The organism is Rhizobium terrae, assembly GCF_003425685.1.
Lineage (GTDB): Bacteria > Pseudomonadota > Alphaproteobacteria > Rhizobiales > Rhizobiaceae > Neorhizobium > Neorhizobium terrae.
On sequence record NZ_QJKM01000005.1, the window covers coordinates 231,027 to 251,234 of the forward strand.

Genomic DNA, 20,208 nt, shown 5'->3' on the forward strand with positions numbered 1-20,208 from the left:
AGGGGCGACCGTTCATGTCCAAGATTCCGGCAGCCAGCCGACACCAGACCATCATCCGCCTGATCAATGGCGGCAGCGGCATGTCGATCAGCGCGATTGCGGAAACCTTCGGCGTTTCGACGGAGACCATCCGCCGCGATCTGGTGACGCTAGAGCGGGGCGGCTCGCTGCAGCGGGTCTATGGCGGCGCCATTCCCTCCGGCCGCGAGGCGGCGCTTGACGAGCGCATCAACATGGAACGGGCGGAGAAGCAGGCGATCGGCAATCTCGTCGCGGCGATGATCCAGCCGGATCAGTGGATCTTCATGACCGGCGGCAGTTCGGTCCTGGCGGTGGCGCAGGCGATGCGCAACGGCCCACCGGTGACGGTCATGACCAACATGCCGGCGATCGGTGACGCATTGCAGGCCGGCCAGCGACACAAGGTGATCCTGACCGGCGGCGATTACGATTGGAATGCCAAGACGCTGTTCGGAGACGAGGTGTTTTCCGCGATCCAGAAATGCAGCTTCGATCTGTCCATCATCGGCGTCTACGGGCTCGATGCGGAATACGGCCTGGTGGAGCGCACCAAGCACAATATGGAGCTGAAGACCCGGCTTGCGGTCCAAAGCCGCGCCAGCATCTATGTCGGCGACCATACCAAGATCGGTGCCGTCGGCCGTTATCGCAGCATTCCCTTTGCCGATATCGAAACCTTCGTCACCGACATGCCGCTGGAAGAGCCCTTTGCAGGTCTCCTGACCGAGGCCGGCGCCAGCGTTCTCTATCCGGACCAGTCCGGCGAGAAATCCGAGATTTCCGAACTTCCGTATCTGCCAGAAAAGGTCAATGACAATGGCTGACATCCGTCATGTAATCGTCGTCGGTATCGATGGTCTGCGCCCCGACATGATCAACGAAACGACCATGCCCAACCTCGCAGCCATGCGGGCGCGGGGCGTTTCGAGCAAGGATCACCGCACCGTGTTTCCGAGCGAGACACGCGGCGCCTTGACGGCGCTTGCCAGCGGCGCGCGGCCGGAGACCACCGGCATTCTCGGCAACGAATTCTATTCCCGCGACGGCTCAGGCAGGCTCACCGGCACGGATACGATCCACGACTGGCGCTCGGGCGACAAACGGATCGTCGGCGGCTTCGTGACGGCGACCAATCTCTCCGAGACGCTTGCCAAGAACGGCAAGTCCTTCGCCGTGGTGAACTCGAGCGGGCAGGGTTCGTTCACCGCGCTCAACTGGAAGGGCGCCGATCATGGCCAGACCGGCTACAATGTCCGTCATCCGGCCATCGCCTTCCCGCCGGAGCTGGCCGTCGACGTGGCCGAGCAGCATCGCATGCCGGCCGGCGGCCTCGATCGCGGTGCGGAGCGCCAGGCGGTTGCCGTGTTCACCGATACGGTCTGGCCGGCGCAGAAGCCGGATGCCGCAATCATCTGGCTGACCGAAGTGGACAGCGCCTCGCACCGCTACGGTCTCGGCGCCGAAGGCATGCTTGCCTCCATGAAGGATTGCGACGATGCGATCGGCAACCTTCTCGAATGGCGCGAAAAGCAGCCGGAGAAGGACGGGATTGTCATCTTCGTCACTTCGGATCATGGTCATTCGACGATCAACCGGTTCATCTCCGTCGGCGATGCGTTGAAACAGGCCGGCATCTCCGCCGACACCAGCCTGCGTGACGGGATCGACGTGCTGTATCGCCGCGGTCGCGCGCCGGGCTTCTGGCTGAGAAAATTCGACAAGGGCCTGCTGCAGGGCGTCTTCGATGCGCTCGCCGCCCAACCCTGGTACGGCGCGACCTTTACCCGTGCAGCCGAGCCGGGTTCGCACGAGGGCATCATTCCCGGCACGTTGGCATTGGACCTTACCGGCGCCGGTCACCGCCGCGCCCCGGACCTTTATATCAACCTGCGGGGCGATAGCGCGGAAAAGAACGAATTCGGCGTGTCGGGCACCTCGATCTGCGACGCCGGCAGCTATAGCGGCATCCCACTCGGCGGCGGTTCGCACGGCGGCCTGCATTGGACCGAACTTGCGGCCGTACTGATCGGCGAGGGCGCCGGCCTGAAGCGTGGCGGGCAGGTGATCGCATCGCGCACCGCGATCTACGATATCGCCCCCACCATTCTCGAACTTCTCGGCGTCGAGCGGGCCGCGACCATGACCGGCCGGCCGATGAGCGAACTCTTCGAGAACGGCGAGATCGTCGAGGCGCCCGTCGTGACGGAGTTCACGGCTTCGGTCGACGGCAAGACGTCGCGTATCGTCATCGGCCATGTCGCGGGCCGCGCTTATGTCGACGAAGCCAATCTTCTGACCGAAGAGGCGGCCGTGGCCGCCGCCCAACCCAAGGTCGCGGAACTGCTGGCCTGACCTTTCTTGCCATGAAACGCCCGGCCTGACCGGGCGTTTTCGCAGGATACCAAGACATCGGAAATACCGAACGACGGCAGGAAGACTTCCGCCGGCGCGCGGCGAAGCCATGCCGTCCCGAAGACGGTTTCATTTTCCACTGCGCTTTCCTTCGAAGGAGATTTTGCAATGACCATGAATATCAGGACACTGTCGCTTGCGGGCCTCACACTCGCCGGCACCTTCCTTTCCACCGCGGCCCTTGCCCAGGAACGCCCCAACATCACGGTCGCCGTCCAGAGCATGGGTACGGCCGGTTCGCTCGACACGTCCGATAACGGCGGCACGGCGGCCCGCAAGTATCAAAATATGATTTTCGAGCAATTGATCTCGCTCGATCTCTCCGACCCGAACCTTGCCGCCAGGCCGGGTCTCGCCACCGAATGGAAGTGGCTCAACGAGACCACGCTGGAACTGAAGCTCCGCAAGGGTGTCAAGTTCCACAATGGCGACGAGATGAAGGCCGACGACGTGGTCTTCTCCTTCTCCGACGAACGCTACGGCCGCCTGCCGGAACAGGTGAAGGCACGCGAAGCCGGCCAGCCGACCTTCACCCGCGCCGACGGCACCAAGGGTATCGTTCCGCCGGCTGTCACCGCCGCCAACCGCAAGTCGGAATGGCCGCTCCTGAAGACCGTCGAGAAGGTGGACGACTACACCGTCCGCTTCATCATGGAAAAGGCGACGCTGGACACCGAAGCCCGTCTTGCCCGCGTCAACTATGCGGCGATCATCTCCAGGCGCGGTTTCCAGGAAGCCAAGTCCTGGGCAGACTACGCCCTGCATCCGGTTGCGACCGGTCCCTACAAGGTCACCAGCGTCGACCAGGGTGCCGCCATCCATCTTGTCTCCAACGACGACTACTGGGGCGGCAAGCCGCCGATCGCCAAGCTCGACATCATGGTCGTTCCGGAAGCAGCGAGCCGCATGAACGGCCTGATGTCCGGCGAATACGACATCGTCAGCGACGTCGGCCCGGACCAGGTTCCGTTGATCAAGAACTCGGAAGATTTCGACGTCGTCGGCGGTCCGGTCGCCAATATCCGCTTCATCGCGCTCGACACCAATAACGGTCCGCTGAAGAACAAGCTGATCCGTCAGGCGCTGTCGCATTCGATCGACCGCGACACGATCGTCAATCAGCTCTGGGGCGGCCTCACCGCCGTGCCGCAGGGTTTCCAGCACAAGCTGTTCGGCGATCTCTTCGTCGAAGACTTCAAGTCGCCGGTCTATGATCCGGCACTTGCCAAGAAGCTGCTCGCCGAAGCCGGCTACAAAGGCGAGAAGATCACCTACCGCGTTCACAACGACTATTATCCGAACGAACTGACGGTCGCCCAGTTCGACCTCGACAACCTGCGCAAGATCGGCTTCAACATCGATTTTGCGGTCATGGACAACCCGAACGATCCGGCTCCGGATCGCATGATGCAGGACCTGTCGAACACGGCCTATTTCGCCTTCCCAGTCGCGCTGCTCGCCAACAATTGCCCTTATGGTTCCTACAACACCAAGACCAACCCTAAGGGCGGCATGTGGCAGAACGACGAGTTCGACAAGCTGTGCAACATTCTCAACACCTCGACCGACAAGGCCGAAGTGAAGAAGTCCTTCGCCCGCGCGCTGCAGATCATCGAAGCCGAAGACCCGGCAATGCTGGTTCTGCATCAGAACGCCATCCTTTACGGCAAGCGTGCTGACATCCAGTGGAAGCCGTCCGCCATGTTCGTGATGGATTTCCGCCCGGGTTCCTTCTCGATCAGCAAGAAGAAGTAATCAACGATGGCGGGGCGCCTTCGGACGCCCCGCCTCGCTATCCGGGATTTTTGCATCATGACCGTTCACCGCCGCGCGCTCGCCACCGAGAGCTGGCCGGAATTTAAGGATGCCGACGAGGCCGGAACCGCTGGCCGGCGCATCTATGCCGTGGGGGATATCCATGGTTATGCAGGGCTTCTCGCGGCGATGCGCAATGCGATCGTCGAGGATATGCGGCGCTACCCGGCGGACCGGGCGCTGGTCATTTTCCTCGGCGACTTCATCGATCGCGGCCCGGATTCCTTCGAAGTGGTCGAGGCGCTTGCCCAGGCACAGGACGACGGCGTGGACGGCGTCGAGACGCTTTGCTTGCGCGGCAATCACGACGACTGGCTGGCGACCTTTTTGGCCGACGCCTCCGTCCTGTCGCGCTGGGCGATCAAGGGCGGGCTGGAAACGCTGGTCTCCTATGGGCTGAAAGAGGGCGACATTCTCGCGGGCGTTGCCGATATCGACCGCGCCATCGCCCTCCAGAAGGACTTTGCAGCCGCAATCCCGGACCGTCACAGGGAGTTCATGCTTTCCTTGCCATTGTGGCATGGCGACGGAGACTATTTCTTCGCCCATGCCGGTGTCGATCCCGATCGCCCGCTGGATGATCAGCGGATCGAGGACCTGACATGGATACGCGACAAGTTCCTGCTCTCGCGGAAGAATTTCGGTAAGGTGGTCGTTCATGGCCACACGCCGCGGCCTGCCGTCGAAAGCCTCCCCAACCGCATCAATGTCGATACCGGCGTCTATCTCCGTCAGGTGCTGAGCTGCGTGATCCTCGAGGGAACGCAGCGGCATCTGCTGCAGGTGGGGGCATCTCAAACAGCCGATCTGGCGATGGAGACAGGCGCATGACCACTGGCACCAATCCCATACAAACCTCCAGCCTGATGGAGATCCGGGGGCTGACCGTCGAATTCGAAAGCCGCCGTCGCTTCACCCGCGCGCTGCACGGTATCGACATCACGCTCAGACGCGGCGAGGCGCTCGGCATCGTCGGCGAATCCGGTTGCGGCAAGTCGATCACCTGGATGGCAGTGCTCGGGTTGCTCGGCCGCAATGCGCGGGTGAGCGGTTCGGCGAAGCTGGACGGCCGGGAAATCCTCGGCGCCGACGACCAGCGGCTCAGCGAGATCCGTGGCGGCCGCATCGCAATGATCTTCCAGGATCCGTCGAGTTCGCTCAACCCGCTGCACAAGATCGGCTGGCAGCTCGGCGAGGCACTCAGGCTGCATCAGGGGCTGACCGGCGAGACGGCCCGCAAGGAAGCGGAACGGCTGATCGACCGGGTGGGCATCGCCAATGCCCGCCAGCGGCTCGACGAATATCCGCACGAGTTTTCCGGCGGCATGAACCAGCGGGTGATGATCGCGATGGCGCTTGCCGGCAAACCGGACCTGCTCGTCGCCGACGAGCCGACCACCGCGCTCGACGCGACCATCCAGGCGCAGATCCTCGATCTTCTCGACGACCTGCGCCGGGAGCGCAACATGGGGCTGGTGCTGATCTCCCACGATCTCGGCATGGTGGGCGAGATGACCGAGCGGGTGATGGTGATGTATTGCGGAAGGGTGATCGAGGACAGTCCGACTGCCGACCTGTTCGACAATCCCGCGCATCCCTATACGCGTGGACTGATCGATGCCATTCCATCGATCGACGGGCCGCGCCAGCGTCTCCTCGCCATCCCCGGCTCCGTGCCGCCGCCGGACCGGTTGCCGGCTGGCTGTACCTTTGCCCCGCGCTGTGCGGTCGGCGGACCGGAATGCCGGCGGGCGGTGCCGGAAATGACGGTTTTCGGCCAGGACGCGAGGCATGGCGCCGCCTGTTTCAAGCTCGACGACATTCTGCCGCCTGTCGGGGGGCGGATGCCGGCTTCCGCCCTCGCGGGCGTGGGGATGGTGCCATGAAAGGCGAGCTTTCCGTCAAGAACCTCGCGCGGCATTTCAAGCTCCGCCAGCGCGGCACCCTCTTTGCCCGCACGAAGATCCTGAAAGCCGTCGACGGGCTGACCTTCAATGTGGCGCCGGGCGAGATGCTCGGCATCGTCGGCGAGAGCGGCAGCGGCAAATCGACCACTGCCCGCCTGCTGCTCGGGCATATCCCGTCCACATCGGGCGAGGTCACCTTCGGCGGCGAGAAAATCGGTGCGGTGCCGAATCTGGCCTGGCGGCGGATGCGCCGCCGCATGCAGATGATCTACCAGGATCCGCTCGGCGCGCTCGATCCGCGCATCACCGTGGCGAGGCAGATCGAGGAGCCGCTGGTCGTGCATTTTCCCGAGCTGACGCCGGATGCGCGCAAGGCGCGGGTGAGGGCGGTGATGGGGGATGTCGGGCTCTCGTTCCATCACGGCGAGCGGTTTCCGCACGAGCTTTCCGGCGGTCAGCGCCAGCGCGTCATTATCGCCCGCGCCCTCGTCATGGAGCCGGAACTTCTTGTGTGCGACGAGCCGGTTTCGGCGCTCGACGTTTCGGTGCAGGCGCAGGTGCTGAACGTCTTCCAGGATATCCGGGAGCGCAACAGCTTTACCGGCGTCTTCATCAGCCACGACCTGAAGGTGGTGCGGCAGATCGCCGACAAGGTTGCGGTCATGTATCTCGGCCGGATCGTCGAGATCGGCCGGCCGGACGAGGTGCTTCACCAGCCGCTGCACCCCTACAGCCGCGCGCTCGTTTCGGCCGTGCCGCGCAAGGGGCGTCCGGCGAGAGAGAGAATCATCCTTTCCGGTGATCCGCCGAACCCGGTCGACGTGCCTTCTGGCTGTCCCTTCCACACCCGCTGCCCGGAGGTGAGGCCGGTGTGCCGGGCGCTTCGTCCGGAACTCATTTCCGATGCCGGTCGCACGGTGGCCTGCCATCTCATCAACGACCCATCGTTTGCCGGAGTGCCGGTCACCAAGGGGGAGGCCGCCTGATGCTGCAATTCGTTTCGACGCGCCTGCTGCGCGCCCTGGTCACGCTGTTCATCATCGTCACCTTCGCCTTCTTCGTGCTGCGGCTTGCGGGCGATCCGGCCGAGCGCTTCTTCGATCCGTCGCAGACGCCGCCGGAGGTGATCGACGCTTTTCGCCGCGAATGGGGCCTCGACCAGCCGATCTGGGTGCAGTTCTACCGTTATATCATCGCGGTGCTGCACGGCGATCTCGGCAATTCCATGCGCGAGAACCGCTCGGCGGTCGAGACGGTGTTCGCCCGCCTGCCGGCGACATTGTGGATCATGGTGCCGACGCTGTTCCTGAAGACGGCCATCGGCGTTGCTGCCGGCATGCTGGCGGCGCTCTACCGGAACTCGGTCTTCGATCGAGCGATCATGTCCGCCTCGATCTTCGGTTTCACCGTGCCGCCGTTCGTGCTGGCGCTGGTGCTCGCTCTCGTTTTTGCGGTGCAGCTCCGTTGGCTGCCGTCCGGCGGCTATGCGACGCCCTATCATATGATCCTGCCGATCGCGACGCTGAGCATCGCGGGTGCGGCGGTCGTAGCCCGCTATACCCGGTCGGCCATGGTCGAGGTGCTCGGCCGGCCCTTCGTGCGTACCGCGGCCGCGAAGGGCGTGCGCTCGGGGCAGGTGGTGACGAAACATGTGCTGCCGAATGCTGCCGTGCCGATCGTCACCGTCTTCGGCTTCATGATGGGCAACGTGGTCGGCGGTGCCGTTGTGGTGGAGAGCGTCTTCTCCTGGCCGGGCATCGGCCGGTTGCTCGTCACTTCGGTTCAGTCGCGCGATCTCGCGGTGGTGCAGGTCATCCTGCTTCTGATCGGGGTGATGATGGTGCTCTCCAATCTTCTCATCGACCTTCTCTACGGTCTCATCGATCCACGCATGCGCAGCCCCAAGGCCCAGACGGCTTAACAAGGCGGCGTAAGGAGTTTCCAGATGGCAATCGAACAGGACGGACTCTCGACCTCGACCGAGGGCAGCGTCTTCACCGAGAAAGGAAAGCTGCAGACCTTCCTGCAGGCCTGGCCGCCGCTGGTGATCCTGGCGCTCGCCTGGCTGGCACTGATGATCTTCATCGCGATCTTCGCGCCGCTCCTGACGCCGTACGACTTCATGGCGGTGGACGTGCTGGCACGGCTGAAGCCACCGGCCTTTTTTGGGGGCGCCTTCAACCATATCCTCGGCACCGACCAGCTCGGCCGCGACGTGCTCTCCCGCACGCTGACCTCGATCCGCGTCTCGATCACGGTAGCGATCTGCGCGACGATGATCTCGACCGCCATCGGCGTCATGCTCGGCTTCCTCGCCGCCTATTTCCGCGGCTGGGTCGACCAAGTCATCCTGACGATCGTCGATGCGCAGCTCGCCATGCCCTTCATGATCATCGCCATCGCCGTGCTCGCTTTCCTCGGCAATTCGCTGACGATCTTCGTGATGCTGCTCGGCCTTTATGGCTGGGAGCAGGTGACGCGCATTGCCCGCGGCCTGGCGATCTCGGCCAATACGCAAGGATATGCGGCGGCGGCACGGGAGATCGGCGCCTCGCCCTGGCGCATCTATCTGCGCCACATCCTGCCCAACATATCCGCGACGATCGTGGTGGCCATGACGCTGAACATTCCGGGCGTCATCCTCTTGGAATCGAGCCTCTCCTTCCTCGGCATCGGCCTCCAACCGCCACAGACCAGCCTCGGCAACATGGTCGGCTACGGCCGCGATTATATCCAGTCGGCGCCGTGGATCATGCTGATGCCATCGGCGATCATCGTCATCACCACGTTGTCGGTGTCGATCATGGGCGACTGGCTGCGCGACCGGATCGATCCGACGCTGAAATAGGCTTCAGAAGGTTTCGAGGCGGATATCGGCTTTTCTGGAATTGGCGATGATGAAGCGGCCGTTCGGCAGGTCGTTGCCGTCGAGCTTCCAGGCGATGCCGGCTTCGTTGAGGCCGTAATGCACCCAGCGTGCGGTCAGCCGTTCACGCAGCACATCTTCCTCGGGGCCGACAAAGATGGTGAGATCGAACATCTCGAACAGCCGGGACCAGGGGGCCTGGTCAATCAGCAGATAATTGCCCTCCGCCAGAACGATATGCGTATCCGGTGAAATCGGTCGGGCCGAGGCGATGGCGATCTCGCGTGAACGGTCGAAGACCGGCACGAGCACTTCCTCATCCGCCTGTCGGACGGCGCGGAGGATATCGGCGAAACCCCGAACGTCGAAAGTCTCCGGCGCACCCTTGCGCGGCAGCAGGCCGCGCGCTTCGAGAACGCCGTTGTCCATATGGAAACCGTCCATCGGCAGTACTTCCGCGGACTTGCGCCGGGCGACCAATGCCTCTCGCAAGGCATCTGCCAATGTCGACTTGCCGGCGCCCGGCGGTCCAGCAATCGCTACGATGACGCGTCGCCTGTCATTGGCCTTGTCGATGACGGTTTGGGTGATCTCGTCGAGTGTCATTATCTGCCTGCCTCTTGATCCGGCAGGCATAGCAAACAAGGCTTGGCGAAAAAAGCCGGCGCAGGGTTACCACTCCGGTTCCGATTGTGCTAACTCGCCTCAGTTCTTCGGAATATCGGCGATCTTGATATATTCGCCCCATTCGACCAGGGAGTGCTTCAACAATTCCTGGCCCTTTTCCGGTGCGTTGACGAACACGTCGCCGCCATTGTCCTGCACGAACTTCACCGTGTCCGGCTGGGCGAGGATTTCCTTGAACCAGCCGTTGATCTGGTCGACGATCGGCTTCGGCGTCTGGGCTGGCACCATGGCGGCGAACCAGCCGATCAGGTTGATGCCTGCAACCCCGCCTTCAGTCATGGTCGGCACGTCGGGCGCCGATTTCATGCGCGTGCCGGAGGCAATCGCAAGCAGCCGGCTTTCGCCGTTGCGCTGCTGGGCAAGTGCCAGGACCGGGTCGATGATGGCGAAATCGATCGTGCCGCTCTTCATGTCGTTGGTGGCGTCCGAGCTTTGCTTGTAGGACACCTGAATGGGGCTGATGCCGGCTTTGGTCGAATAGAGAACGCCGAGGATCTTGCCGGTTGCCGTGGCGATGCCGTAGCTGGCGTTCTCCTTCTTCTCCTTCATCGCGGTCGTGAGATCCTGCAGGGTGCTATAAGGGCTCGCCTTGTCAACGGCGATCATGAAGGCCTGCTGGTTGATGGTCGCGGCGACCTGAAGGTCCTTCGCCACGTCATAAGTCGGTGCCTTCATCAGCATCTGGCTGGAAGCGACTGAACTGCCGGAATGGATGTAGATCGTATAACCGTCCGGCTTGGCGCGCACGGTGTATTCAGTGGCGATATTGCCGCCGGCGCCCGGCTTGTTGGTAACGAATGTGGTCGCTCCCGTCAGCTGGCCGATCTTCTGGGCGAAGTAGCGGACCAGCACGTCGGCGCCGCTGCCTCCCGGAAAAGCGGCGACGAACTCGATCGTCCTGCTCGGATATTTCTCTTGCCCCAGCGACGGAGCGGCTGTGCCGCCCAGCGCAAGCGCGGAAGCGATGACAAATGTCGAGAATCTGTTGATCAAACCCATGTTCCCCTCCTCTGGAAATCAGGTTCTTGCAGCTGTGTTACCGGCCGCCCTCCCTGGCCCGCCGAAGGGCCTCCCAAACCCTGTAAGGCGTCGCCGGCATGTCGAACTGTTCCACGCCGGCCGGCCGGAGAGCGTCGAGAACGGCGTTCATCAGCGTCGGCAGAGCACCGGTCGTGCCGGCCTCGCCACCGCCCTTGACGCCGAGCACGTTGGTCGGCGAAGGAACGGGCCTGTCGAGAAAGCGCGGCGTCGGCATGAAGTCGGCGCGCGGCATGAAATAGTCCATGAAGGTGGCGGTCAGCATCTGGCCGCTGTCGCGGTCGTAGACGATGTGTTCGCCGAAGACCTGGCCGGCACCCTGCGCCAAGCCGCCATGCATCTGGCCTTCCAGCATCGTATGGTCGAGAACGCGACCGGCATCGTCGACGCCGATATAGGAGATAACCTTGGTCTCCCCGGTAGCGGGATCGATCTCCACTTCAGCGACATGCACGCCACCGGGAAAATTGCGCTCCGGCTGGATCGAGGACAAGGTATCGAGGGCATTGCCTTCGACCGTCGTATTGCGGGCGGCAAGCTCCAGCAGGGTGATCGAGAGGTTTGTACCTGCCACCTTGTAATGCCCGTGATCGAACTCGATATCGCTTTCCGAAGCTTCCAGCGCTTCCGCGGCCAGCTTGAAACCCTTCTTCACCACCTCGCGGGACGTGATCGTCAGCGCGGCGCCATGGGAGGCCATGCTGCGCGAGCCCATCGTGCCGGCGCCCTTCAGCTTGTGAGGCGCCTTCGGACTGTTGGCACGCAAGTTGATGAGGTTTTCGTCGATGCCGAGTTCCTGTGCGACCAGCCGCGGCATGATCGTCTCATGGCCCTGACCGGCGGAGCCGGAGAGCGTGTAGAGCGTAATCGAACCGTCCGCCTCGAAGCGGATTTCGGTTTCTTCCGGCACTACGCCGCCGCCGGACGGCTCGATGAATATGCCCATGCCGATGCCGCGGAGCGCGCCGCGATCTTGAGCCTCCTTGCGCCGGGCTTCGAAACCTTTCCAATCGGAAATGGCGACAGCCTCTTCCAGCATGGCGACGTAATTGCCGCTGTCATAGACGGTGGTCGGCGTTTTATAAGGAAAGGCGTCGTCTGGAATGAGGTTCCGGCGGCGGATCTCGATACGGTCCATGCCGATATCAACGGCTGCCTGATCAACGAGACGTTCGACGAAATAGTTGATGTCCGGCCGCCCTGCGCCACGATAGGCGGCGATCGGCGAGGTATTGGTGAAAGCCAACCGGTTGAGGCCGAAAACTGTCGGGATACGATAGCAGCCGGTGCCGGTCAGCATCGGGTTCAGCACGTTGATCAGCGCGCCCGGCGGCGAATGGTAGGCGCCGAGATCACAGACGACGTCGATGCGGATGCCGAGGAATTCGCCGTCTTCGCCGAGGGCCAGTTCGCCGCTCAGCTTCACCGCGCGGCCGTGGTAATCGGCGAGGAAGCTTTCGGTGCGGCTGCCGGTCCAGCGGACCGGCCGACAGAGCCTTTTGGCGGCCAGCATCATCGCCGCATATTCCGGATAGGGCGCACCGCGAATGCCGAAACTGCCGCCGACATCGCCCATATGGTGACGGATTTTTTCCGGCGGATGGCCCGTGAAACGGGCGAGCCCGTCCGCAAGGCCGGTGCCCTGGCTGGCGGAGTGGATATCGAAGACATCCGTCTCCGGATCGTAGATGACCATGAAGGATTTGAGCTCCATGGGGTTGGCGGCGACGCGCTGGGAATCGACGGTAATGGTCGATACATGTGCGGCTCTGGCGAAGGCCTCGTCCGTCCCAGCCTTGTCGCCGAAGCCGTGATGGAAGACGAGATTGCCCGGCACCTCGTCGAAAAGCTGCGGCGCACCGTCTTCCAGAGCCTCGCGCGCATCGACCACCATCGGCAGGTCTTCGTATTCGACGGCGATCAGTTCGACCGCATCGGCAGCAGCTTCGGCGCTATCGGCAACGACCAGCGCAACCGGCTCGCCGACGAAGCGCACCCGGTCGGTCGAAAGTGCGTAACGTTTCGGCGCCTTGATCATCATGCCGTCGACGCCGGGGAAAGCGACGAGCGGGCCGGGAGCAATAAGGCTCGCTTCCAGTGCGTCCTTGCCGGTCAAGACGATATGCACGCCCGGTGCCTGGCGGGCGGCCTCGATATCGATCGAGAGAATGCGTGCATGCGGCTGGTCGGCTCTCAGGAATGCCGCATAGAGCTGGCCTTCTAGGGATTTGTCGGCGGTATATTCGCCACGTCCGGTAACAAGTCTTATGTCTTCCCGGCGACCGGTGAAGACCTGATGATCCATGCTCAAAAAACTTCTCCCAATGCCAGACATGCCGCTGCCGGATGCGAGGCGCGCAAGCGAAGCGGCGAATCACATTCCGGGTCGATGGTATCCCATCCTGCTGTCCTGCACCTCTCCCAGTCGCAGACGCTAAAGCAAGAATTCAACTTTGACAAATGCCATTTTATACTGTCACTATGATTTCAGGGTGGCTGACGAGCTCGGCCACGAGGAGAAGTTCAGAGGTACCGGAACGGGGAGGAGAGGCCGTCCGAATGTCGGAGCGGCTTGCCCGTTTTTGCGTGCCGGCGGGAGGAAACATGACAGAAATCAGCGCTATCGAGCAGCCGGCCAATGTCGGGAATCCGAGGATGGGCTGGGGGAGCGACGTGGCGGCGGAGATGATGCGCCGCACGGGTCTCAAGTATGTGGCGCTCAATCCGGGCGCCAGCTTCCGCGGCCTGCATGATTCCATCGTCAACTATCTGGGCAATAACGGCCCGCAGATGCTGCTCTGCCTGCACGAGGATCATGCGGTCTCGATCGCCCACGGTTATGCCAAGGTAACCGGTGAACCGATGGGATGCATTCTGCATTCGAATGTCGGCTTGATGCACGGGCTGATGGGCATTTTCAATGCCTGGTGCGACCGGGCGCCGGTGATTGTCTTCGGTGCGACCGGCCCGGTGGATGCCGCCGCCCGCCGCCCGTGGATCGATTGGATCCATACCGCCAAGGACCAGGGCGCACTGCTGCGAAATTACGTGAAATACGACGACGAACCGCGCTCGGCGGCGGCGCTGGTGGAGAGCATGCTGCGCGCCAACATGATTGCCCGCACCGAACCGACCGGCCCGGTTTATGTCTGCTTCGATGCCGGCCTGCAGGAAGAGGCGATCGGCGAGATCAAGATCCCGGACCTCCGGCGTTACGAGGTGCCTGCGGCGCCTAGCGCTTCGCCGGAACAGGTGGAACGGGCCGCCGACATGCTAATTGCCGCGAAATCGCCCGTCCTCCTGATCGGCCGGGTTTCACGCGAGCAGTCGGACTGGGACAACCGCGTCAGACTGGCCGAGCTGCTCGGCGCCAAGGTATTGACCGATCTCAAGAACGCCGCCGCCTTCCCGACAGAGCACGACCTGCATGCCGCGCCGCCGCAAAGCTTCCTGAGCGACAGGGCGAAGACCGTCATCAGGGAGGCTGATGTCGTCCTGGGGCTCGACTGGGTGGATATCGGCGGCGCTTTCCAGCAGGCGCTCGGCAGGAAAGACGCGATCGCCGCCAAAGTCATCAACTGTTCGCTCGATTCCTACCTGCACAACGGCTGGAGCACCGACCATTTTTCGCTGCCGCCGGCCGATCTGCAGCTGCTTGCCGCGCCAGATGGTTTCGTCGCGCAACTGCTGCCGGTCGTCGAAGGGAAATTGAGCGGCAAGCCGCGTTTTGCAGGCGGCGCTCCGGCGAAGGCGCCTGCCGCGTGCGATGCCGGCGAGATCATCCGTCCGCGCGATATCGGCGTGGCGCTGCAGGAGGTGAGGGCGGATTACAACCTGACGATCTGCAAGGTGACGATCGGCTGGGCGAGCGACAGCTATCAGTTCCGTTCGCCGCTCGATTATCTTGGCTCGGAAGGCGGCGGCGGCCTCGGTTCCGGCCCCGGCGCTGCGGTCGGTGCGGCCCTGGCGCTGAAGGACAGCGGACGCCTGCCGGTCGCGGTGCTCGGCGACGGCGATTTCATGCAGGGCGGCACGGCGCTCTGGACGGCGGCCCATTACCATATTCCGCTGCTCTTCATCATCTCCAACAACTTGTCGAACTTCAACGACGAGGTGCATCAGGAGGCCGTCGCCAAGATGCGCGGCCGGCCGCCGGAGAACAAATGGATCGGCATGCGGATCGACGATCCGGCGCTGGATTTCGTGGAGTTCGCGCACTCGCAGGGTGTCGAGGCGATGGGTCCTGTGGATGCCCACAAGGACCTTGCCGCGGCGATCCGCAAGGGGCTCGACGTGGTGGCGAGCGGCAAGCCTTTCCTCATCGACGTCAGGGTGCAGCCGGGCTACAGCGCGCCGCTGCTGGTGCGTTCGAGCGGGGAGAGTTCGACGGGTGGTTGAGCGCGACAGGGGGTGGCGACTTAATGTCGGGGAGTGGGTGAGGGCCGGTTGGTGAGCCGGCGCTTTCATACACTCCGTCATCCCGTGCTTGTCACAGGGATCCAGCAGCGCCGCGTCCGCGGCGCGAAGAGAGTCTTTTCACGCGAAAGACTTCGCGTGGCTGGATTCCTGTGATTTTACCTTTGGCGAAGCCATAAGGGCACAGGAATGACGGGAAGGTTGGGTCTCCGCTCTCCTTCCGAGTCAAGCCAAAAAGAAACCGCGCCGACAAGGTCGACGCGGTTTTGTCATTTCGAAAAGTCCTAAACTTCGCCGGATCAACCCGCCGAACGCACCAACTCTTCCGCCTGGCGCAGCGCCGAGATCACGCGGTTCTGGCCGCGGACGAGCTGGGTCCTGGCGAAGCCGAGTTTTTCGGGGCCGAGCTTGTCGAAATCGGCGGCGGCGGAAAGGGCCGGCAATTCCGGGACCGGCAGGGCAGGGTCGTGGCGGAAGCGCTGTTCGCGGGTGTAATTGAGCGGCACCAGGATGCGCGCCAGCTTCTGGATCACGTGGTTCGCCTTCCTGGCCTCGATCTTGCCGCTGTCGATGCCGGCATAAAAGTCCGCCAGCGTCGCGGCGAGCTGTTCCACCGCCTTGCGGGCCGGCGAAAGGTCGAAGCGGTTGCCAGCCTTTTTCTGGTAGCTGTCGACCGTGTGAAGGAATTCCTTCGCAGTCGCACGCCAGTCGAAAGGCAGGATCCTGGCGTTCGCATTGCGCAGCACGGCCAGCAGATAGACCTTGATGTCGCGCAGAAGAATATCCTTGTCGGCGATTTCGAGCGTATCGTTTTCGGTGTGCCAGGCGATGTTGCCGCCGCAGCCTCCGACCGTGTAATAGCCTTTCTCCTCGCGGTCCCGTTCCGTCATCGTCGAGGAGAGCATGAGGTAGCTCGATAGGCCGATATTGTTGAAGGAATAGTCGCCGGCGCGGTGGGGGCGTTCGGCTTCGGCGGTCTTTCCGGCCACTTCCCGAATGACGTCGGAGAGGAAAGCTTCCGTCTCGGTCATCATGCAGAGGTTGATGAATTCAGTCGCCCAGCGGCAGCCGGGGCTGTCGCAGTTCACCGAAGCGACGCAGTTCTCGTCGAGATCCAGTGCGAAATTGTCGGAGAACCATGTGGAGCCGGCGTAGCGGCCGGTCGAGTGGCCCGGCCACCAGCAGATGCGTACCGAGCGCTTCAGCTTGTCGCGGTTCGCCCAGAGGACGCGGGCGATTTCCAGGAGCGTCGCATCACCGGTGGCATTATCGCCGACGCCGACATCCCAGCTGTCGAGATGGCCGTGCAGCAGGATGTATTTTTCCGGCTCGTCGGTGCCTTTGATAAAGACTTCCGGCAGTTTCGACTTGAACCAGCCCTCTTCCATATCGGCGAATACAGTCACCTCGGCGCCGGACTTGGCAAGCTCGATCAGCTCGTCGCCGCTCTGGCGGTTGACGGCGACCGCCGGGATCGACGGCTTGCGCGGCAGATCATCGAGATCGGGCGTGCCCCAGACGGTGGTGCAGGTGCCCCAGTGGATATCGACGCCGGGGTTGATGGCGATGACGCCGGTCGCGCCGAGTTCGGTGAACTGCGAGACGAGGCCGGGATTGGCGAAACCTTCCGACAGCACGATCTTGCCACGGACGAGGGCGGCGAGTTCGCCGGTGCCGTCGACAGTCTTCTCGAACATGGTCGAGATCGCCTTCGGCTGCAGGCTCGGTATGTAGACCAGCTTGCCTTTCGCGCCGCTCTTTGCATCGAAGGAATAGGACGGCGGCTTGGCGCGGAAGGTCTTGCCGTTGGCCTCGACACGGGCCAGCGCCGGCAGGCTGAGGTAGAGGTCCGCCTCGTGCATCTTGACCTCGACGCCGTGCTTTTTGAGGCGTTCGGCAACCTCGTCCATGGCGCGGTTCACGTCGGTCGGATGTTCGCGCTTGTAGGTCGAAAAGCTTTCGATCAGCGCCCAGGGCTCATCCAGTTTCACCGCTCCCAGAACGGCGGATTCGATCTCGTTCATCTCCGGTACTCCCCATTGTTTTATCAGATGAAACATCGTTTCATAAAACTCAGGGACGCTAACAGAGGTTTTTCAGGCCCGCAAGCCGGTTTGGAAGGCAAGAAATCGCACTGACCAAAACGGGCGCTAAAGCGCCCGCGGATTTTCGTAAGGCCGATTTGGACTTCCGTCATGCTCGGGCTGGTCCCGAGCATCTATCCGCGTTCGCGATGACGAGACGGCTTAGATCCTCGGGACAAGCCTGAGGATGACGGAGAAGGCTCGTCCGCGGCTTCTCAAGCCGTTGATTTCATACGGCCGCTTTCGCCCGGTCCATGGATCGACAGGCGTTCGGAAATTTCCGCGGCGGCTTCCAAGGCCGCCTTGAGATAGGCCTCGCGGCGTTCCTCGTCGAAACGCACCACGGCGCCGGCGACCGAGATCGAGGCGATCACGCTACCGTCGGCACCCCGGATCGGTGCGGCAACCGAGAAAGCGCCTTCGTCGAGGTCGTTGACGACGATGTTGTAGCCGTTTGCCCGGATGCGTTCCAGCATCTGGCGCAGTCTGGTCCGGTCGGTGACGGTGTGTGGCGTAAAAGCTTCGAGCGGCTGAGCAAGCGCTGCATCGACCACCGAAGGCTCGGCGAAGGCAAGCAGCAGCAGCGAGCCGCCTCCGGCATGCAGGGGGCCGTTGCGGCCAGCCTGGGCGAAGAGTCGGATCGAATGGCGGCCGGCGCGGGTCGCCAGAACGTAACTCTTCAGCCCCTCGCGCACGACAAGGTTGATATTTTCCGATGTCCGGTCCCGCAGGTCGTCCATGACCGGGCGGGCGGCATAAAGCAGCGCACCGTCCTTGCCGAGACGCTCGCCGAGCACGCCAACGCGGTAGCCGAGTGAATACTCGGCACGCTCCGGGTCGCGCGACACGAAGCCACGCTCCTCCAGCGTATGCAGCAGGCGGAAAACCAGGGATTTCGTCATGCCAAGCGACTTCGCAAGCGATGTGACGCCCTGTTCGGGGCGGTCCGCCAAGGCTTCGAGAAGGGCAAGGGCGCGGTCAACCGCCGCGATCTTGTAGTCTTTCTGTTCGGTCACAGACCGTCTCCTCCGTGTTCCCGAAACGGATTGCTTCAAGCTTCTTGCAATCTTCTGGGAATGTGATTTACTCGTTTGCAATGCGAAACGATGTTTCACAGAATAAAACATTGCGTGATGCGTTGCAACTGGTCCCGCTCCGCCTGCAATGAAATCTGTGGATTTAGCTTAGTTTCCTAATGCGCGCTGGGCGTGTTCGGTGAGCGATTTCGGATTTGCGATGCGAAGGGAGCCAACCCTTTGCCAACAAAGAGAATAGTCAAGCTATTCAGAGGAGAACGATCATGAAGTCCGTCTTGAAAAGTGCATTCGCAGCACTTGTGGTAACGGCCGTCGCTCTGCCCGCCTGGGCCGGCGATCCGATCCGCAAGATCACCATCCTGTCCCGTCCGCAGGCCGGCCAGCAGGCAGAATTCCAGTCCGTGCAACTGATCGCCCAGGAATGGCGCAAGCTCGGCCTCGATGTCGAGGTCCGTGCGATCCCGTGGGAGCAGATGTCCGACGTCGTCTGGTACAAGCGCAACGAATGGGACTCGACCGCATGGCAGATGGTCGGCCGCCCCGAACGTTCCGATCCGGACGAGCTCGTCTTCAATCTCTTCCATTCCTCGACCGCCGAAAACGGCTATAATTTCGCGGGCTACATCAACAAGGATTACGACGCGACGGCAGAAGCCCAGCGCGGCGAGATCGATCCCGCCAAGCGCAAGGCGCTCGTCTACAAGGCGCAGGAAATCCTCAGCAAGGACCAGCCCTACATGATGCTGGTTCATCCGAAATCGACCTTCGCCTTCGACAAGACCGTCTGGAAGCCGGAATCGGTCGTCAACCAGAGCGGCATCGGCATTCGCAACACGTGGACCTTTCTCGGCATCGAGCCTGCCGGCGCCAAGAAGGACCTGATCATCAACTCGTCCGACAACATCAAGGCGATCAACCCGCTCTACATTTCCGGCGGCGTCGATAGCTGGATCACCGAACTGGTCTGGGACCGCCTGCTGCGCGTCGGTCCGGATGGTCTACCGAAGCCCTGGGCTGCGGAAAGCTTCACCTGGAAGGACGCGACCACGGTCGACGTGAAGCTGAAGTCCGGGATGAAATGGCATGACGGCAAGCCGGTGACCCCCGAAGACGTGAAGTTCTCGTTCGAAGCGGCTGTCGGCGGCGAAGCCCCGATGTACAAGCCGTTCGGTACGAACATCGATACGATCACCATCAACGGCGACGTCATCACATTCAAGCTGAAGAAGCCGGCCGCCTCCTTCGTCACCTCCAGCCTCGCCAAGATCAACCTGATCCCGAAACATGTCTGGGAGCCGATCCTGAAGGATCTCGCCGCCAAGCCGGAAACGGCCGAGAGCTATCAGGAACAGATGCCGATCGGTTCCGGTCCCTTCAAGTTCGTCTCCTGGGCGAAGAACGAGTCCGTGACGCTTGCCGCCAACAAGGATCACTTCAACGCGCCGAAGGTCGACCGCTGGATCCTGCGTATCGTCCCGAATGCGGAAGCGGCGCTCGGCATGCTGCGTTCCGGCGAGACGAACTTCATGGGCGAATGGACCGGCGATCCGCAGGTTCTGCTCGATGCCGCCAAGAAGGACGGCGATCTGGAAGTCGTCTCGACAGTCGACATGGGTTTCCGTTACATCGCGTTCAACGAACGTCGTCCGCCCTTCAACGACCCAGCCTTCCGTCGCGCGCTGTCCGAAGCCGTCGACCGCCAGCTGATCGTCAAGGCTGCCTATAAGAGCTTTGCGGTTGGTTCCAACTCGATCGTCTCGCCGGCGCTCGAATTCTGGCACGACAAGTCGGTCGTCGATAGTTTCAAGACCGGCCAGGCGGTCGCCGCCAAGACCCTGAAGGATGCGGGCTATACGCTGGAAGGCGGCAAGCTCCACTATCCAGGCGACAAGAAAGAAACCGTCGCCGTCAAGTAGTCCTGACCC

At 62.6% G+C, this 20,208-nt stretch carries 15 protein-coding genes; 10 read left to right on the top strand and 5 right to left on the bottom strand.

Annotated elements, in window-relative coordinates; genetic code table 11:
• The first annotated feature begins 14 nt into the window (after window positions 1–14).
• The 8 genes from DMO26_RS11225 (at window position 15) to DMO26_RS11260 (ending at window position 9,003) form a co-directional block, all read left to right on the top strand.
• Window positions 15–845: a DeoR/GlpR family DNA-binding transcription regulator gene (locus DMO26_RS11225; RefSeq protein ID WP_117192136.1), complete on the top strand. Its 831-nt coding sequence runs from the start codon at window positions 15–17 to the stop codon at window positions 843–845.
• Entirely contained in the window at window positions 838–2,373 is a 1,536-nt protein-coding gene (locus DMO26_RS11230) for an alkaline phosphatase family protein (RefSeq protein WP_117192137.1), read from the top strand. The genes DMO26_RS11225 and DMO26_RS11230 overlap by 8 nt, the downstream gene beginning before the upstream one ends.
• 168 nt (window positions 2,374–2,541) lie before the next feature.
• Window positions 2,542–4,188: an ABC transporter substrate-binding protein gene (locus DMO26_RS11235; RefSeq protein WP_117192138.1), complete on the top strand. Its 1,647-nt coding sequence runs from the start codon at window positions 2,542–2,544 to the stop codon at window positions 4,186–4,188.
• A 57-nt stretch (window positions 4,189–4,245) separates the two neighbouring features.
• The gene (locus DMO26_RS11240) at window positions 4,246–5,079 is read left to right on the top strand and encodes a metallophosphoesterase family protein (RefSeq protein WP_117192139.1); all 834 of its coding nucleotides are present in this window, start codon (window positions 4,246–4,248) and stop codon (window positions 5,077–5,079) included.
• Entirely contained in the window at window positions 5,076–6,134 is a 1,059-nt protein-coding gene (locus DMO26_RS11245; RefSeq protein WP_117192140.1) for an ABC transporter ATP-binding protein, read from the top strand. The genes DMO26_RS11240 and DMO26_RS11245 overlap by 4 nt, the downstream gene beginning before the upstream one ends.
• Entirely contained in the window at window positions 6,131–7,141 is a 1,011-nt protein-coding gene (locus DMO26_RS11250; protein WP_117192141.1) for an ABC transporter ATP-binding protein, read from the top strand. The genes DMO26_RS11245 and DMO26_RS11250 overlap by 4 nt, the downstream gene beginning before the upstream one ends.
• Window positions 7,141–8,076, top strand: coding sequence for an ABC transporter permease (locus DMO26_RS11255; protein ID WP_117192142.1), 936 nt, complete (start codon window positions 7,141–7,143; stop codon window positions 8,074–8,076). Before DMO26_RS11250 ends, DMO26_RS11255 begins: the two co-directional genes overlap by 1 nt.
• A gap of 24 nt (window positions 8,077–8,100) precedes the next feature.
• Window positions 8,101–9,003: an ABC transporter permease gene (locus DMO26_RS11260; protein ID WP_117192143.1), complete on the top strand. Its 903-nt coding sequence runs from the start codon at window positions 8,101–8,103 to the stop codon at window positions 9,001–9,003.
• Window positions 9,004–9,006: 3 nt separating this feature from the next.
• On the opposite strand, the gene DMO26_RS11265 is transcribed toward DMO26_RS11260, so the two are convergent.
• The 3 genes from DMO26_RS11265 to DMO26_RS11275 form a co-directional block, all read right to left on the bottom strand.
• Entirely contained in the window at window positions 9,007–9,627 is a 621-nt protein-coding gene (locus DMO26_RS11265; protein WP_117192144.1) for a nucleoside triphosphate hydrolase, read from the bottom strand.
• 99 nt (window positions 9,628–9,726) lie between these two features.
• Window positions 9,727–10,707 (bottom strand): Bug family tripartite tricarboxylate transporter substrate binding protein, encoded by a 981-nt coding sequence (locus DMO26_RS11270; protein ID WP_117192145.1) that lies wholly within the window; start codon window positions 10,705–10,707, stop codon window positions 9,727–9,729.
• Window positions 10,708–10,744: 37 nt separating this feature from the next.
• A complete protein-coding gene (locus tag DMO26_RS11275) occupies window positions 10,745–13,051 on the bottom strand; it encodes a xanthine dehydrogenase family protein molybdopterin-binding subunit (protein WP_226951276.1) in 2,307 nt (768 codons plus the stop codon).
• A gap of 299 nt (window positions 13,052–13,350) precedes the next feature.
• Between DMO26_RS11275 and DMO26_RS11280 the strand changes: the two genes are divergently transcribed.
• Entirely contained in the window at window positions 13,351–15,144 is a 1,794-nt protein-coding gene (locus DMO26_RS11280) for a thiamine pyrophosphate-binding protein (RefSeq protein ID WP_117192314.1), read from the top strand.
• Between the two features lie 317 nt (window positions 15,145–15,461).
• On the opposite strand, the gene DMO26_RS11285 is transcribed toward DMO26_RS11280, so the two are convergent.
• Both DMO26_RS11285 and DMO26_RS11290 read right to left on the bottom strand, forming a co-directional pair.
• Complete coding sequence (locus DMO26_RS11285) at window positions 15,462–17,186, bottom strand: M28 family peptidase (RefSeq protein WP_117192147.1); 1,725 nt, start codon at window positions 17,184–17,186, stop codon at window positions 15,462–15,464.
• Window positions 17,187–17,461: 275 nt separating this feature from the next.
• A complete protein-coding gene (locus DMO26_RS11290; RefSeq protein WP_162894820.1) occupies window positions 17,462–18,262 on the bottom strand; it encodes an IclR family transcriptional regulator in 801 nt (266 codons plus the stop codon).
• 284 nt (window positions 18,263–18,546) lie between these two features.
• Between DMO26_RS11290 and DMO26_RS11295 the strand changes: the two genes are divergently transcribed.
• A complete protein-coding gene (locus DMO26_RS11295) occupies window positions 18,547–20,199 on the top strand; it encodes an ABC transporter substrate-binding protein (RefSeq protein ID WP_117192149.1) in 1,653 nt (550 codons plus the stop codon).
• Window positions 20,200–20,208: the final 9 nt, after the last annotated feature.